11 protein-coding genes are annotated in these 17529 nt (G+C 54.4%); 3 read left to right on the forward strand and 8 right to left on the reverse strand.

Going from position 1 to position 17529, the window contains the following annotated elements:
* Window positions 1-601 precede the first annotated feature (601 nt).
* Both PVT68_RS08535 and PVT68_RS08540 read left to right on the forward strand, forming a co-directional pair.
* Window positions 602-1207, forward strand: coding sequence for an ABC transporter ATP-binding protein (locus tag PVT68_RS08535; protein WP_280322309.1), 606 nt, complete (start codon window positions 602-604; stop codon window positions 1205-1207).
* Complete coding sequence (locus tag PVT68_RS08540) at window positions 1204-2007, forward strand: ABC transporter permease (RefSeq protein ID WP_280322310.1); 804 nt, start codon at window positions 1204-1206, stop codon at window positions 2005-2007. The genes PVT68_RS08535 and PVT68_RS08540 overlap by 4 nt, the downstream gene beginning before the upstream one ends.
* A 64-nt stretch (window positions 2008-2071) precedes the next feature.
* Here the strand turns inward: PVT68_RS08540 and PVT68_RS08545 are convergent, their stop codons facing one another.
* The 8 genes from PVT68_RS08545 to PVT68_RS08580 form a co-directional block, all read right to left on the reverse strand.
* A complete protein-coding gene (locus tag PVT68_RS08545) occupies window positions 2072-2788 on the reverse strand; it encodes a hypothetical protein (protein ID WP_280322311.1) in 717 nt (238 codons plus the stop codon).
* Window positions 2789-2969: 181 nt separating this feature from the next.
* Window positions 2970-3371, reverse strand: a complete 402-nt coding sequence (locus PVT68_RS08550; protein WP_280322312.1) for a PH domain-containing protein — start codon at window positions 3369-3371, stop codon at window positions 2970-2972.
* 410 nt (window positions 3372-3781) lie between these two features.
* Complete coding sequence (locus PVT68_RS08555) at window positions 3782-4060, reverse strand: hypothetical protein (RefSeq protein WP_280322313.1); 279 nt, start codon at window positions 4058-4060, stop codon at window positions 3782-3784.
* 547 nt (window positions 4061-4607) lie between these two features.
* Window positions 4608-5240, reverse strand: a complete 633-nt coding sequence (locus PVT68_RS08560) for a hypothetical protein (protein WP_280322314.1) — start codon at window positions 5238-5240, stop codon at window positions 4608-4610.
* Window positions 5241-6235: 995 nt separating this feature from the next.
* Window positions 6236-7396, reverse strand: a complete 1161-nt coding sequence (locus PVT68_RS08565; RefSeq protein WP_280322315.1) for an endonuclease/exonuclease/phosphatase family protein — start codon at window positions 7394-7396, stop codon at window positions 6236-6238.
* A gap of 169 nt (window positions 7397-7565) precedes the next feature.
* A complete protein-coding gene (locus tag PVT68_RS08570; RefSeq protein WP_280322316.1) occupies window positions 7566-8171 on the reverse strand; it encodes a DUF899 family protein in 606 nt (201 codons plus the stop codon).
* Window positions 8172-8183: 12 nt separating this feature from the next.
* Window positions 8184-10142: an aconitate hydratase gene (locus PVT68_RS08575; RefSeq protein ID WP_280322317.1), complete on the reverse strand. Its 1959-nt coding sequence runs from the start codon at window positions 10140-10142 to the stop codon at window positions 8184-8186.
* A gap of 38 nt (window positions 10143-10180) precedes the next feature.
* Entirely contained in the window at window positions 10181-15772 is a 5592-nt protein-coding gene (locus PVT68_RS08580; RefSeq protein WP_280322318.1) for a DUF748 domain-containing protein, read from the reverse strand.
* Window positions 15773-16144: 372 nt separating this feature from the next.
* Between PVT68_RS08580 and PVT68_RS08585 the strand changes: the two genes are divergently transcribed.
* Complete coding sequence (locus PVT68_RS08585; protein WP_280322319.1) at window positions 16145-17473, forward strand: FAD-dependent oxidoreductase; 1329 nt, start codon at window positions 16145-16147, stop codon at window positions 17471-17473.
* Window positions 17474-17529: the final 56 nt, after the last annotated feature.

The raw sequence follows: 17529 nt of genomic DNA on the forward strand, positions 1-17529 counted from the left end.
ATGGGATTGTTAGATTCATATGCATTCCTGGATACAGTCTTGATTACCGAGCTGTCAAAAGACGACTTTTTGCCGTGGGCGAATGATCGAAACCCAGGGAGGAAACAGGTCCAGAAATGAGTACGAAATTACCGGTAACAGTCAACAATCTATCAATTGCGAGAATGCAAAACCAAGATATTGCAGGGTCTGCACTTCAGCAGGCTACCGCGCCCAAAAGCCACTCCATAGCAGATAGAACTTTATCATTTGGCAAAACGGCAACTCCATGCCCCCAAAGGGCTATATGACCAACCCTTTAGTACTAAACTCTTGTCCTTGTTACTTGACGATTACAAGGTGCAGGACGAGCCAACGGCAGGCTAGCGCAGGCGAAACAGAAGAATCACCGTGTCGTTTAACAAACACAGGATCGAAACATTTCACTGAACGAACAATAGCGAAAATTGCACCGGCACCGAATTGGGCGCAGTAGTGGTGAGCAAACTGCAGCGTTTGGACACCGAATACAGGAGGATATGGCACTATGTCCACACCGATCACAACAGCTATTGGGGTCATCAACTGACTCCAAAACCAGGAAAAATAGAGAAGAACGTCCTTGGCAAAACTGAATCTTCACCGTGTGACGATCGGTCAGCTTCAAGAGATTGACCTGACAATATCCCCCGGGGAAATCGTCTGTCTGTCCGGCCCCTCCGGTTGTGGCAAAACCCGACTGCTACGCGCCATCGCCGACCTGGAACCCCACAGCGGCCACGTGCAACTGGGGAAGATCCGTCAGGGCGAGGTACCGGGCCATCGCTGGCGTGCTGCCGTCATGCTGGTACCGGCAGAAAGCGCCTGGTGGCACGACACCGTCGGTGCACACCTGGTTGGGAATAATACCAGTGCCCTAGAACAACTCGGTTTCGACGATGATGTATGTCAGTGGCCCATAGCGCGACTCTCTTCCGGCGAGAAGCATCGCCTGGCGCTGGTGCGGGCCCTATCGCGCCGGCCTGCCGCGCTGCTGTTGGACGAGCCCACCGCGAATCTCGACCGGGAAAACACCGCAAAAGTAGAAACCTGGCTGCGCACGATTATTCGCGAACAGCAGCTACCCACCCTGTGGGTCGCGCATCACGAAGACCAGATACAGCGGGTGGCGGACCGGCACTTTGTGATAGTGGATAAACATATTGAAGCGCGGGAGGTGAGCCGATGAACGTAATTGCGCTCAGCTGGTGGCAGCTGTCCCTGGCCGCGGCACTGGTCATCGCCCTCGCCGCCTGCACCTTTGTCGCACGTCTGGGGGTCGGCAAAACCCTGTTGATCGCTGCCGCCCGCACCGCCATCCAGCTCACCCTGGTTGGCCTGGTACTGGAAGCCCTGTTTTCCGTGGGCAGCCTGCACTGGGTGGCGATTATGGGTTTCGCGATGCTGTTGCTCGCGGGACGCGAAGTAGTCGCGCGGCAGAAGTATCGCCTCGGCGGCGGCTGGAGTTTTGGTATCGGCACATTGTCGATGTTTATCTCCGCGTTCACCGTTACCGTACTCACCCTGATCGTCGTGATCCGCCCTGCCCCTTGGTACACACCGCAATATGCGATTCCTCTGCTGGGCATGCTGCTCGGCAACACCATGACCGGCGTCGCCCTCGGGCTCGATCGGCTCACAGAAAGCGCGCGCCGCTCTCGCGACATCATCGAAAACCGGCTGATGCTGGGGGAGACCTGGCAACAGGCCCTGGGGGATTTCCGTCGCGAAGCCATGCGCGCCGGCCTCACCCCGATCATCAACGCCATGGCCGCCGCCGGCCTCGTCTCCCTCCCCGGAATGATGACCGGCCAGATACTCGCCGGCACGCCACCGGAACTGGCGGTGAAGTATCAGATACTGATTATGTTCACGATTGCGGCGGGTACCGGGTTTGGCACTTTTGTGGCGGTATCGATCTGTGCGCGGCGGTTGTTTGATGGGCGGGAGCGGTTACGGTTGGATCGGTTGTATGGTGAGGCGAACTAACTGAAACGGGAAGAAGAAATCAGAGCGCCTGACAGCCCTATGCTACCTTCACAATTCGTCGCAGCTACTTACCAAGCGCTATATTTTTGCTTACGTGATCTTTGGCAAGTGCAATCAATTGCTTGCCCAAGTCATCCAAAGCCATTTTTTTGGCTTCAGCCTCACCTGTATCGGAATCAGCATACATATACGGCCTCAAGCTTTTATATTCACCTTGCCCCTCTGAAACAGCATAAAGGTAGCCATTATTTACATCGAACAGCGCTGCCTCATAGATCGAATTGGTGTCTCGGTGATGAGCCGGAGCAAACCACATGCCAACAACTGAGAGATTCAGAATACTTAATGGATTCACATATTCCTCGGTAACGCTGCTAGCATTGAGAAACAGTATGGCATCGGCTTTCATTCTCGCACCAGCCACTCTTGAGTCATTAAAGAAACACTCTCTATCTGATCTTCTATAGTGACATTCCGGAATCAAAGATTTTGGAACAATTTGCAACCAATTGACGAATCCTATTTCTTTTAATTCCTCCTCCCAACCTTTGATCACCTTCCTTTCTTCAAAAGTAAGCTCAGACCTCCACCCTTTTGGAGGCATAACCGCGATATTTAGCGGCAATTTAGATTGTGGCTTTAACTGTCTAATTTCTTCTACAGTAGTGGCCTCAGAATAATCAAGTGGCAATTTTCCCATACCGCTCGAAACTTGATCATGTCCACCACTAGATGCGCAGGCGGATATTAAAAGTGAAAAAAGGATGGCTAGCTTTTTCATAATTTTCGTTATTCTTTCTAAACTTACGTTTAACGACGCCCGCCGGAGCTGACATACCTTGGTTGTCTAACACCGCTCCCAGGGCGGCTTACCTTATGTATATTTTTCGAAAAACAGGAACGAAGTGACTACGCAAAAAAGTAAATAAGGTAAGCCGTCTCCCTGCAGAGCCATATTAAATTTATCTACCTATTGCGCTTAGGAATTCTCTCTTGGCTTGTGGCGATATCATAATTGACTTGCCGCCAGAATACGTGACGCGAAGTCGATCTAGGGACAATGCAGGACTCGACAACGTATCACGGGTAGCGGATACCGAAGATATTTCATCTACTGGAACTGACCATGAAAAAGGTCCACTATGGATCTTTAGAACTCCATTAAAAACAATATAACTTGTGGAGAGCATTATCCAGGCCGGCAGAGCTGCTCCAAGTACAGCAACGACCGCAACTATCGCGGCATTTGCGCCGGATATTGGTTGAGCCATCAATAAATAGATAGCAATGATCATACTAAACGCAACGCTCCCCCAAATAATCACGGCCAACCACGTGTCGACTTTAGAATGGAACTCCTGCATGAGTGATCTCCTGAAATTTAACAGTTTGATAGTGGGCTTACAGACCGGCTTTATCCAAAATACCTACAAAGCGTTCGTCTACTTCAAATACTATGAATACGGGAAAAATTTCCCTATCTAGCCACAAAATGATTCACGCGTCACGACCTCTTCACAGAAAACTCATTGAATCCAAAAAAGGTGACTATTTTTTCAGCAACGGTGATTTTGAGTTGGAATCGTATGCCGTAACCAGTAAAGCGATAGGCCAGATATCAGCGATTATTTGCGGCAAAATATGAGATGCTGATTAGTATCAACATTATGGGTGCACGGAGTTTGGAAATTTGCGTGGCGGTGTCCGTTAACGTGGAGGGATATCGCCATCAGATCTGCGCCTTGTTATATGCGGCCGTCTAAATACCTGCGCACTAAAATACCTGCGTACCTTTTGGGATGCGTTTTTTCATATTACTTTCTTCCTCCGTCAGGCAGTAACAGTTATTGCCGCCGATACCATAACGTCCACTTGGCGTATATCTAAAACCATGAAACCCCCTTTCCATACATATGGCCTCGCATTTACTACGCCCCTCGCTAATATCTGAGAACACAGCGAAAGCGCCCAGCGCCATGACAGGAAGAAATACCCACTTGAAGATCGCAATCTCAAATCCTACTGGCTCTTTATCTGGTAGATACCCGAACAAATCTTAGCTCCATAGTGACACATAATGCCGCGAACAGCGGCAGCTTGCTTGGTGCGCTTTGTGCGCGAAAATCGGGACCGAACGACCTGCGCATAAAGTGCACGAAGGAAGCTATCCAGCCGAGGCCCGCAGGGCTGGAAAAAAATGCCCTCGCCTTGTTACGCGCTACTATTGCCACTTGCCCTGCTCGCCAACCAATACCTCATCGCGATTACGAACAACCTCTAGCAGACCATCCTGATGCACGTAGTAAGTTATATTACCGTTATCGAATTTATACCCAAGGAAGCGGCACGGGGTAACGCCGTCAGCACACAAAGCATGCCAAGAACTCCCTTCCAATGTGATGCTATGCCCAGTTTTCTTACTAGTACCTCTGTAGATTATTTAGTTGCAAGAAACATCCCCCTCACCACAATTTGATTTTATATCAATGAAGAAACTGTCAGTTTCTAAATCCGCCACCGAGGCAGCGAATGAAATAAAAACTATTACTGTGAGCTTCTTTATAATCTACTTGTCACATAACGCCTCAATAACCGGCGAGCTATTGCGCACCCGGCGCCGAAGACGCGCAGCTGATTGACCTGTTAGCAATGTTTGACTTGACAGCAAGTTCACTCAATGAATAAAGCTGATAATCGTATTGCTCTTGAGCCAAATTCCATTTTCCGTATTCACCCGAAAGTAGAAGCGCAGGCATAGTAGCCTGCCACTCTGGAACAATAATGTTTCCATCTCTTTCAATGCAGTGCTCGAAACTGGCATATAGGTAAATCTTACCGTCCGTTTTCTGAATAAGTATATCTTTTGTAGACCAAGGATAGCCCCACCAAAATTTGTTATTTGAATCTTTAACTATCGGGTTTACTTTCAATAGTAAATTGAGCTTACCATCTTTTCCTACTCTTTCTAATGAGTAATCTATGCCATCTTCATAGCCGACAGCGATATACCTCAAGCTTGGATCAGATTCAAAGTACCACTCGTGGTAAGTACAGCCATAGGGTTTGCACAGATTGAACTTCGAATCATCTACCGGGATTAATTCCGCTCTTGCAAGACTGCATATGATCAAAAACGTGATAGTGGTTAAATTTTTCATCAGGGTGCTAACGCCGCGCTCAACCTTGGCTAAATTTGTGAATGTTTTACGCAAAAATAAGAGCGCAGCGACCACCTAAAAGGTGCCCAAAGTAAGCCGTCGGCCTGCAGCACATTGTTAGAGCCCTTTGCAGTTGAGTACATTTAGAGGGCATGTTTTGAAGTACTGCTCCGCCTCATTTATTAACTTTTTTGCACTATCAGAGTTGCACGTGATGAGCTCTGTGCTCCCAAACTGGGCAGACTCAACATAAGCTTTATCATCACCGGTATACTTCAATGTACCTTCTAAGCTTTTACCTTTGAGTGAATACCGCCCACTTTCGAGAAGAGTTAAATCGCCTTTCGTAAGCTGATATGAATTGTACTTACCCTGTTTATCCGAAACTTCGATTTTTGAATAAATTTTAAATTCATTCCCTATTTGATTGAAATGATAAATGTATCCATCACACGCGTAAGTAGACCAATAGATCTGATTCAAGTCAGAGCTATATGCGGAATTTGCTAAAAACAGTAAAGGGAATAGTATTTTTTTAATCATGAATTCAAGCTCTAACGTCGCGATCAGTCGCGGTCAAATTTTGGTGCTTTATGCGCGATAATGGACTTACAGACCGGATTTACCAAAAACACCCACAAAACGTGCACCTACTTCAAACACCATGATTACGTAGACAATTCACATATCTAGCCACAAAATGATTCACGCGTCACGATTTCTTTTCAGAACACTCATTACATTCATTTGCGGCGATTACATTTTCAGCAATGATCACTTTAAACCAGAAGTGTATTTGTACCCGGCATCGCGATCGACCAGAGACTAGGTATTAATTTCGGAAAAATACCAGATACTGGTTATATACACCCACGGGATGGATCCGAATTCAGTACATTTGTGGCGGCGCAAACCCTTTTGCACAGGTTGTTTTATGGGCGGGGACGATTACGAAAGCATCATTTTTTGTCGGATAGTACACAGTGCAGTAACGAGAGACCTGAGCACGAATTAGCCATGATCCAACCTAGGCCACAAATTTTTATTTACGAGATTTATCGCGCTAGTTCCTAGGCTTCGTACGTACTCAAGTAGTCTAGATAGCTATCGGAAAAGTCAATTTCTAACTCAACCCATAGCGGAAGATGATCGCTCATTTGAAATGTTCGCCACTCCTCGTAGTACTCTTCCAGCAATACGTCAGAGGTTTTTACTGCCGAAAGGCGGGCAATTTGCCCCTCCGCTTTATTTTTTGCACTCTGCGAAGTTGCAGCAGCCAAATTTTCTTCCGCCTTATTCAGCTTCTTCTGTATTCGCGTCATTATTATTGGCTTGTACATTTGGAAATCGTCAGCGCGAAATACGCTGTCGAAGAACTGAAAAACCTGGTCGTCTCGTTCTGGCTGCATGAGGACGAGTTCGTTTCGTCGTGAAAGGAATGAAATCTGGTCGTAAAACTTGGTTTGATCTCGGTTACTTCCTTTTTTATTTTTTACGGTAGTAAACCCATTTTTCTCCAGCGCATTGAACCCCTTACTTCCCGGCTCTTTAATATTAAAGTCACCGACAAGTATTTGATTTGCATTACTGGAAACGGCCTCTTTTTTTAGATACTTCGCCACGGCCTCAATTTCCTTCACTCGACGGTCATATTCCGGTGCATTCGGAGAGTCATTACCAAAATATATGTGGACAGTCGAAAATATAAATTCGAACCAACCCGATTGAAATAGAACCCCAAAGGGAGTCCTGGAAAACTGCCGTTTCTTTTCCTCAACTTCGCTAATCAGCATTTTGTCTGGAAGAACGAGTTCGCCAGCAACACCTTTGAAAGATACCTTGTTCTTGTCGTAGATGAATCCAAGCCGCTCCCTGTTTCCGCCCAAACCACTATGGGTCACATCGGTTAGAATATAGCGGTATTGCCTACCCAACAGGTTCATCAACTCGTCCAATGGCCAAAGGTCCTCGCAGATCTCCTGCACGGCAATCACATCAAAACGTGAAACAATCTCAGCGATATAATACAAAGACTCCTGCAATCTGGGACCGTAGTTGAACCGATCATCGTCAAAGTTGCGAATATTCCAGGTACCAAGTATCAAAGATTTTGATGCGGTTTTTTCCGGAAACTGATCTTTCGTAAACTGCTCCCTTAGTCGCTTGAGGCCAGCTACTGTACGCTTACGGTCCACTTCAGAGAAACGTTTTAACGGTTTATAAAATGGCATCGGCCGCCCCCTTCTGCATAGGATTGAGGTATCACACAGTTCGAATACAAGAATGAGAAAAAAATATAATTATTGATGTATAGAGCACATCGGTGTGAACCCGATTGCGATTTCGCGATATGTGTGGCTATTGATTGGCAACTAAGAGAAAAAGCGCTTTTGGTGCCTCTCAGTTCTCCAACAAATTCTCCCCACCATCATCCATTTTCTGGGGCCGCTGCCAGTAATTGTATTGCGGTGTCCAGTCACTGATGCCAATACCAGCCATGCCCAACAGATCCCACATTGCACAGTAATTATCACCGGGGCCGAAGACGCTGGCGTTTTTGCGCAGGATCTTGTCACCCTGCCGGGAATACACGACTGCGCCGGGTCCATTGCCTTCCCCCGCCATCACAGACTGCTCGCGGATATAGTCGCCACCACCGTGGCTGGCCAGGCGGAAGCGCCAGCCGCGGCTGTTGGCGAAGCGGCGTTGCACTTCTGGGGCGTCCTTGGAAACCAGTACTACGGACATAGCGGATTCCAGGTGTGGCAACAGGCCGTTGAAGCCATCTGCCCAGAGGGTGCAGTAGCGGCAGCCCTGCCCCATATTGTGGATAACCAGTAGGGTGTCACGCTCGCCGAACAGGCTCAGCAGGCTAACCTCGCCATCCAGGGTGTTGAAGGTGTAATCGGGCACATCGTCGCCGACGCTCTGTTGCTGTAATAGCGCCAGTTCCTGTTTCAGTTTGCCGATCTGCTGCTGTAATTCGCTAATTTTCTGCTGGCTCATTTCCCTGGCCTCTTACGTTTTGGATGATTCCCTGGCATCCGCGAGTTCATTCTCGCGCACTTTATTGATCAGTCCGCCGGCGATCACCGTGGCGACTTCGTCGGCGCTCATATTGTGGATAACTTCGAGTTGCTTGCCATCCTCAAGCGTTACCTGAATGGCGTTGCCGTTGCGCAACTGTGCGGGGAGGTTCGTTATTTTCAGTTCGTTGCCCTGATGCAGGCGCGCCAGGTCTGCGGGTGCCTTGAACAGCAGGGGGACGACACCGAAGTTGATCAGGTTGCGGCGGTGTATGCGCGCCATTGATACGGCGATCACTGCGCGTACCCCGAGGTAGCGGGGTGCGATGGCGGCGTGTTCACGGCTTGAGCCCTGGCCGTAGTTTTCGCCACCGATCACAAAGCTGTCACCGCCGTAGTCTTTGGCGCGCTGGTAGAAGGATTCGTCGATACGGGAGAAGGTGTAGTGACTGATGGCGGGAATATTGGAGCGCAGCGGCAGTATGTCGGTGCCAGCGGGCAGGATTTCATCGGTGGAAACATTCTCGCCGGCCTTCAGCAGAATGGGGCCAGCGAGGGTTTCCGACAGCGAATCGAATTCCGGCAGCGGCTGGATATTCGGACCTTTTTCCAGTTCCACCTTTACCGGAATTTCCTGCGGGGCCAGTAACAACGGGCGCATATCCTTGAGGGTTAATGGCTCGGAGAAAGACGGGTAATCCATATCCAGGTCCCGCGGGTCGGTGATTTTTCCCAGCAGGGCACTGGCGGTGGCAGTTTCCGGGCTGCACAGGTAGACCTGGTCTTCCTTGGTGCCGGAGCGTCCGGGGAAGTTGCGCGGTACCGTGCGCAGGCTAATGCGGCCGGTAGCCGGCGCCTGCCCCATGCCGATACAGCCGTTGCACCCGGTCTGGTGCAGACGCGCGCCGGCCTGCAGCAGGCTGTTCAGGTGCCCGCTGTTGCTCAGCTCTTCGAGTACCTGACGGCTGGTGGGATTGATATCGAGGGAAATTTCTTCGGGAACCTGGCGGTCTTTCAGCATCAGCGCGGGCACCACAAAATCCCGCAATCCGGGATTGGCGGACGAGCCGATGTAGCTCTGGTATATGGGTTTGCCGGCAACCTCGCGCACGGTCACTACCTTGCCTGGACTGGAGGGGCAGGCGACCAGCGGTTCCAGCGTGGACAGATCGATACTGTCGTTGTGATCGTAGCCGGCGCCGTCGTCCGCGTGCAAGGGCGTGAAATCGTCCTCGCGTCCCTGCTGCTTAAGAAAGGCGCGCACCTGATCGTCGGCGGGAAACACGCTGGCGGTGGCGCCCATCTCCTGGCCCATATTGGCGATCACGTGACGGTCCATAGCGGTGAGATTTTCGAGCCCGGGGCCGTAGTATTCAAAGATCTTATTGACGCCGCCGTTGACGTCGTAGCGACGCAACATTTCCAGTATCACGTCCTTGGCGCTGACCCAGGGCGGCAGCTTGCCGGTCACTTCCACCCCCACCACTTCCGGCATTACCAGGGAAAACGCAATGCCGGCCATGGCCAGTGCCACCTGGAGCCCACCGGCACCCATCGCCAGCATGCCCATGGAACCACCGGCACAGGTATGGCTGTCGGAACCCAGCAGGGTTTTACCCGGCTTGCCGAAACAGGCCATGTGCACGGCGTGGCTGATACCGTTGCCAGGGCGGGAATACCAGATTCCCCATTTGCGACTGGCGCTGCGCAGGAACAGGTGGTCGTCGGCGTTCTTGAAATCCGCCTGGATCAGGTTGTGATCCACATATTGGGCGGAGAGCTCGGTTTTCACCTTCGGTAACCCGAGTGCTTCAAATTCCAGCATGACCATGGTGCCGGTGGCATCCTGGCAAAGGGTCTGATCGATTTTCAGCTGTACTTCTTCGCCGGGCTGCATCTTGCCGGACACCAGATGTTGCTCGATCAGTTTATGGGCGAGATTTTTGGCCATGGTATTACCTCCACGCAATGGTATCGGTGTAGTTTGTTTTAGTCGGAAAACTCAACCCGGGGGGCATCGAAATCACTGCCGATATAGTCGGGTGCGCACTGGATAAAATCTTCCTGATCCAGCCCTGCATCGATCAGGTATTTCTGCACATGGCGGCTGCGACGACGCGACAGGTCCAGCAGTTCCTCGCGCATTCCCCGCGGCGGCTCGCGGAAAAAGGATTCTTTTTGTTCTTTGCTGCCATGCGCGGCATGGGCTTCCAGCGGAAACATTTCCGTCAGGTCCAGTGCAGTTGATACGCCGCAAATACCCGGGCGCGCCCGTGGGTTGTCGCGCATTTTTTCAATCATGCCATTGAGACTGATCTTGGCGGACTCGCTCAACAGATCGCTGCCGGGGCTGAATTCCAGGTCCGAAAAGCTTACCGCACGGAAGCGCGCCCAGGCCAATTTGGCGAGACTGTAAAAACCCACCGGAGTGAAATAGGCAAACAGTGCTTCAAGAATGGCGCGTTGCAACAGGTCGCTGAAAATAAAGCTCATGCTGAATTTTGGATCGTACAGGTCGCCGCTGACTGGCATGTTAAAGCGCACGTCGCCATTTCCATCTTTCAGCAGTGCCAGCGCAAAACCCAGGGGAATAATGCTTTTTTTGACCTGTAGTTGATCCGACTCCCTTACCCTGCGCACTTTTATTTTCTGTAATTCCATTTTTGCCAGCGCGTCCACCTGATTGTCATCAATCTTCATGGTCACTTCCGCATCCAGCTGGCCCTGCAAAATTTTGTAGCCCAGCAGGCGGGCGATATACGGCGTTGCCGGAATCAGGTTGGCGCCCTCGACGTAACCCAGCAACCCCGCATCCCAGTGATTATTTTCCAGCAGGTTGATATTCCCCCCCAGGTGCATTTCGCTGTAGCCACCGGGGCTGCCGTTGAACACCATAATCGCCGGGGGATCTTCCGGATAATTACTGAGTCCTGCCAACAGCAGGTTGACTCTGCGCACCGGTAACTTGGCCTCGTATTCCTCAGTCTGATCGAGCCACAGAAAATGGCCGCGGTCCACATAAAGCTGATTGATACGGTAGCGGAAGCGATTGGCTTCGGTGGCGACATCTTCGCGGTGGAAGCGGTAGCGCTGCAATTGCGGCGTCTGACTGCGAAATCGCTCCCACGCGCCGAGATCACCCCGCAGTCCCCGCGCCAGGATACTGTGGGGTTTTACCAGCTCGATATTTTTTATCGTCAGAATTTTTTTCGGCAGAAAATATTCGAAGTTATCCAGCGTCAGGCGCTCGAACTCCGTGTTCCACGGGTGATTTACAAATTCCTGGGCCCGTTCGTCCCGCCGGAACAGTTTGCTGTTGGCGACCGCCAGTGATTGCAGCTGTACCCGATCCCGGGATACGCGGAGGGCGCGGGCCTCGACGTGGTCTGTTTCCAGTAACCGATCGCCTCCGGCCCCCTGCACCGTCAGTTTTTCCAGCGCGGCACTATCCAGCTGCAACTGGCGACTGGCCAAATCAAAGTAACCGCCAGCGAGAATTTTCTGCACATGGATGCAGTGGTGAATGCCCTTGATGTAGGCCTGGGGGATACAGCCACTGACGTTATTCAGTTGCAACTGCTCGCCAATCAGCTGGCCGCCACCAATGCCCAGCTCTGTTACCTGCAGGGATTCCACCTCCAGTAGCCGGGACGGTAGCTCGGTGGGAAAATCCTGCTGAGTGACGCGCAGTCCTTCCATCTGCATGTTGTGGAAGTGGCGTCGCAAGCCACCACCCGCTGAACCGGCCAAGCGCACCCTGTGCTCACTGCCAACGGTCACGCGGCCGACTTCATAGCAGGGTTTAAGCTGCTTTCCCCCAAACGCCATTGGCTCTAGGCAGCCGCTGAGACCGGACAGCTCACCCCGTTGCAGTACCAGAGCAGCGGAAGAAAGTGCGAGTCCATTGACCGCCAGATGTTCAAATCCGAGCTGTCGGCGGCCCCCTCGACGCAGTACAAAGTTTTCTACCTGAACCTGCCCGCTCGCGCGAAATTCTTTTCCAAACTCCAGATGCTGGTTGCCAGTGGTGCGCAGCAGACCCACGGAGGCGCACCGCGAATCGCGCTTTTCAGTGCCTTGCCCGGGCAGGCATCCGGAGAAATCCCGCACCAATAAATTTTCCACCTGAAAATCGCCGCCTCCGGGCCAGCGCAAGCCCTCCCATTGGAGTTCCGCCAGCTGTAACAACGGCGTGGCGGCGCCGCGCTGTTGCAGCTGCAGGTTACTGGCGCGCACCGGGCCCAGAATCAGTTTCGCGTAGTCGCCACCCCGGTCCTGCTGTTTTTGCCCGCCCAGAGGGATCAGGTTGTCGCCACTGAGATGCAGGTTTGTGGAAGACAGGCAGCCTTTCCAGCGGGTGAGTCCGGGGCTGGCCGCCAGCCAGTCATCGAGACCGCAGCCATCGACGCCGTCGAGGTGGACATTGTGCAGGTTGACCAGTACCGGGCCGGGCTGCCGCGGTTGCACCAGCCCCAGTTGTTCGATGCGCAGTTTGCCCAGCTGCAATTGCGCGGTGTCTTCCAGGCGCTGGTGCAACCCCAGCTGGTTGATTGCAATGGCATTGCCGACGGAATGCAGATCGCGGCCGCGCACACAGCGCGGCAGTTGTCGCTCTGGATCACCGCGCGGCGGCCAGCAGACGTCCATTTCTGCAGCGCTGAGGCTATCCAACTGCCAGTAGGCCTCGGCACCGGCATTGCGCGGCAAATTGACCTGCAGTGACAGGCTCTGCAACGCTCGGATATTCGCGGTAACGTCGCGCTCATCACCGGTCAGGGAGAAATGTTCCAGCAGCAGGTTGTTGAGATCCGCGGAAAATTGTTTCCGGCCATAGGCCAGGGTGAAGGTTTCGCCGGTGCGCAGCATGGCGATATCCACACAGCGGCCGGGACTGAGACAGAAGGCCGCACGATCCAGTGCCGCTTGTGGAATATCCACCCGCACTCGGCCGGGGGAAGATTGCAGGTGAACTTCCGCACTGGGCAGCTGCAACTGTTCCACCGTCAGCAGGCTGCTGTCGTCTGCACTGGTTACCCGCGCGGTCTGCAAACTCAGTTCCGCGGCGGAAAATGCCAGACGGAAGCGGCTGTCTGATTTCTCGGTCGCAATCGGGTCTGGCGGGGCTGCACCTTCGTTCATGTTGGCAGACGTGACTGCCCGCTGCTGCTCCAGGGTCAAGGCCAGCGGCTGCGGCTGGCTCAGTTTGAGGACGGTGAAGCACGCGGCGCGACGCTTACTGGAATCGCTGCCGAGCAGCGACTGCCAGGACGAGGGAAGACAGCCTTCCAGACTGGCGAGCGACAGGGACGCCAGCTCCAGCTCTGTTTCCCGGGCTTCGATTGCTGAACCGATTGCTTCCCCAAAACGCTCGCCCTGTTCGCCGCGCTGTAAGGAACCGGACGTGACAGCGGCAGCTGTTGCCGTATCCGCCAGCACTCCCTTTTCCGCCCCCTCCTCCGAGTCGCCCCCTGCAGCAGTCGCGCCAGCCGCCTCCTCACTCTGGGACCACCAGTGCGCCGCACCATCGGCAAAATACTCCCCCGGCTGCCACTGCTGGTGGCGGATACGTAACAGCCCAGCTCCAGTGTGCAGCTGGTTCAGCACCAGCCCGGTTTCGGTTCCCGGCTGCGCGGACAGATGGTCCGACAGCAGCAGGCGATCCAGCCCGAGTTCCCCGAGTATCAGATAGGGGGAATCCCCAAGTTCCAGCACGAAATCCCCGTTGCCGTGCAGTTTCTGCAAGCGGGTGCACAGTGGCGACAGACGTCGCGGCAGGATTCCTCCGGGCACGCAGCCGTTCATGCGCTGTAGTGAGATATCTTCCACCAGGTAACGTCGCTCGTCCGGCGTCAGCTGCAGCCGCGCCCATTGCACATTCGCCAGCGCCAGGGGCTCTCTTGTGCCAGAAACACTGTCGGTTTTTTTTAACAGGCGTCGTCCCCACTGCAGTTTTGCCAGGCTGACGGGGCCACTTTCCACGGCCCAGGATTGTGCGGGGCGATTATTGCCTGGGGTTGTGCCTGGGGTTGTGCCTGGGGTTGTGCCTGGGGTTGTGCCTGGGATTGCGCCTGGGATTGCGCCTGGGGTTGTGCGCGAGGTTCTGCGTGGAAACTGCAGGACGAAATCTTGCGGCACCAGCAGTTGAGCCAGGGAAATACACTGGTCCTCACGCCCCCAGAGTTGCCCGGGAATACATCCGGAGGCGCCATCCAGACTCATCTGGTGTAGCTGCAGGCGGCGCTCGTTATTGCGGTAGTGCAGTGCGGCGAGGCGCAGATTGTTGGTATTCAGGGGATTGGGCTGCGGCTTTCTCGCATCCAGGTCACTGACACTGCCCTGGGTGAGCAGGGCTTCTGCCGCATTGACCTCAAAGCCGTCCCGCCAGGCAAAACTCGTTGGCAGCGGCAGGCGCAAACTGCCGGCGCTCACGCAGTAGTGATGTTGCCGGCTGCGCAATCCATTGGGGCACCAGGAAAAACCGCTGGCACCAGCGCTCTGCCACTGCAGGCTTTTCTGCTGACGCAGGAAATCAAAACCGTTAATGGCGATGGTCTGCGCGTGCCAGTTGGGGTGGCGGCGATTGCGGTAGCGCAGGCGAACCTCGCCACCACTGGCGCGGCGCCAGGCAATCGCGGCGTCCTTGCCAAAGGAAAAACGCACTGCCCCTTTGACCTGCAAACGGCGCGCGGTTGCACAGTGGCCTCTGATGCGGTTCAGTGCCGGCAGCGCTTGCGCCCACCGATCCGGAGGACAACCGGCAAATTTGCGGGTGAAAATGTTCGACGCAATCAGCAGGTTGCCCGGGCGATCGAAGCGGCCGTTTTCGATTTTCAGCCGGACTACCGCCATGGTGGGGTTTTCCGTGGGGGAGTTGCGCATATCCCCCTCGCCCGGGTCCTGGATTCCGCCGCTACTGGTACCGCCGGGCGGCTCCGGCAGCTCGTCCCAGGCCAACAGATTTTCCAAGCCCAGGTCGTCGGCACCAATGGAGAACTGCAGCGGTTCGTCGCTTATCCGGCGACCGGCGACAAAAAAATCCTCCAGTTCCAGCAAGCCGATACGGGCACAACTGGGTGTAGACCACTGGGGTTTGTGCTGGTAGCAGACCACGCTGTCGCGCAGGCTGGCCGCAGACAGATCCACACGCCAGTCTTTCGGTCGCTTTTCCCCTTCCCCCAGGCGCCAGCCGCCTATTTCCCACACCCGCCCGCGCTCGCCGGGCTCCGACTCCAGATCCAGGTGAGCACCCTCCAGCTGGGCAAGATTGATCCGGATTTTTCCCCGCAGCAGATGCCACCAGCTGAGCCCCAGTGTGGCTTCGCGAACATGGAAACCACGATCAAACTCGTTGCGCAGACGGACGCCGCGCAGATGTGCGCGCAGTCGCGGCAGGGAGACGTCGAAGTGTTCGATCCGCGCCTCCAGTCCGCGCTCCTGCAACCAGCGCTGCAAGGCGCCGGGCAGGATAATCGAGACCAGAATATTCAGCGCGCCAGTCAACAGCAGGACCGCCACCAACAGCCAAAGCAGTCGGCGTATTCCTCTGGATTCCCTGGACTCTGAAGAGGGCGAAGTGGACATCAATACTCGGCGCAAAAGGATTTTCGCGCACTCTTAACATACCGCAACCGGTGCAGAAGACGGGGCTGTGCGCTTCCTACATTAAAGACCAGCGCCCGCCCAATCACTGGCACCAATGCCAACGCCGCACTAATTTTTAAGGCCGTTTTATTTCTTGCGGTGTTTGCCAGGAGAATTGCCGGCGCCACAAGCCACCCGAGCCGCTCCCGGTCCCATGCCACCGGAAAAACAGACGTTACACTGTATGTATTTCGACCAGTTTATGGCGAGCTCTGTAGCTGGCCGCGCCATCAGGCCCAAGGCCGTCGTATCACCGCAGCAACCGCTCCAGCGTCGTAGCGTTGCACGGTGAACCAGGAAGGTAGGCAGTATATGCAGGAGCGTTCTGAGCCCCGGGGCAGTTCTCACCGGGGGGACAATTCTCACCCTGGGAATCATTCTCCCCTTAAAGACATCGTGCTGATTGGCGGTGGTCACAGCCACGCAGCGATGCTGCAGATGTGGGCGAAGAACCCGCTGCGCGGCGCCCGACTGACACTGGTATCTCCCCAGTCCCACACCACCTATTCCGATATGTTGCCCGGGATGATCGCCGGACATTATCGCGATAGCGAAATTCACATCGACCTGCAGCGACTCTGTCATGTCGCCGGCGCGCGTTTTATTCGCGCCTGTGCTCACCACATCGATCTCGAACAAAAAAAAGTGGCCCTGCTCGGGCAAGCGGACCTGGCGTTCGACCTGTTGTCACTGGACGTGGGTGCCAGTTCCGATCGCAGTATCAGCGGATCTGAACTCGCCATTCCGGTCAAACCTGTTGGCCAATTTCACCGCCACTGGGAACAGCTCAAGCAGCAGATCGACGACAGTTACCGGCCCCTGCGTCTGGGGGTTATCGGCGGCGGTGTAGGCGGCTGTGAACTGGCGATGGCGATGGCGTGGGCTCTGGAAGAGCAGGTCTCCAGCGGGCGGGTGGAAATACACCTGATACAGGCCGGCAGAAAACTCCCCCCGAACTACCCTTTGCTGGCGCGACGGCTGGTGGCACGCGAACTCAGCCGGCTCAAGGTTCACGTCCACCGGAACTGCCGGGTATGTGAAATCACCCGACAGGGCATTCACAGTGACGAGGGGCAGTTCCTGCCGCTGGACAACGTGATGCTGTGCACCTCGGTTTCGGCACCGCCCTGGCTGCAACAATCCGGGCTGTCACTGGACGCGCGCGGATTCGTGCGCGTGGATCCGTATATGCGCGCGGTGGACAACCCGCTCATATTCGCCACCGGCGATGTGGCCAGCCTGTGTACGAGGCCAGTCGCCAAAGCAAGTCTGCACGCCCTGCAACAGGGGCGAGTGCTGTACCGGAATCTGCGCGCCACATTGGAGAAAAAACCCCTCAAACCCTACCGTCCGCGATGGCTCTCTCCTCACTTGCTGAGCTGCGGGGCAAAACGCGCGATCTTCACCGGCAGCCCCTTCGCCGCCATCGGTGCGACCTTGTGGCATTGGAAAGATCGCCGCAACCGCAAATTCCTCGCCTCCCTCAACAACCTGGTTGCCGCCACCACCGACAAGACCTACTCGCTCACGGAGCGGCTCCGGGAAGACCACTGGCGCCGGTACCCCGGCGACCCCGAGCATACGGGCCAGCGTGAGCAAGTGTTGCGCGATGTGGATGTCAGCCGCGATACCGCCAAATAACGGGTAAATAGACACTTTGCTGCCGATTGCCCGCAGCAATGATTTCCCCTGAAACC

The organism is Microbulbifer bruguierae (assembly GCF_029869925.1).
Lineage (GTDB): Bacteria > Pseudomonadota > Gammaproteobacteria > Pseudomonadales > Cellvibrionaceae > Microbulbifer > Microbulbifer bruguierae.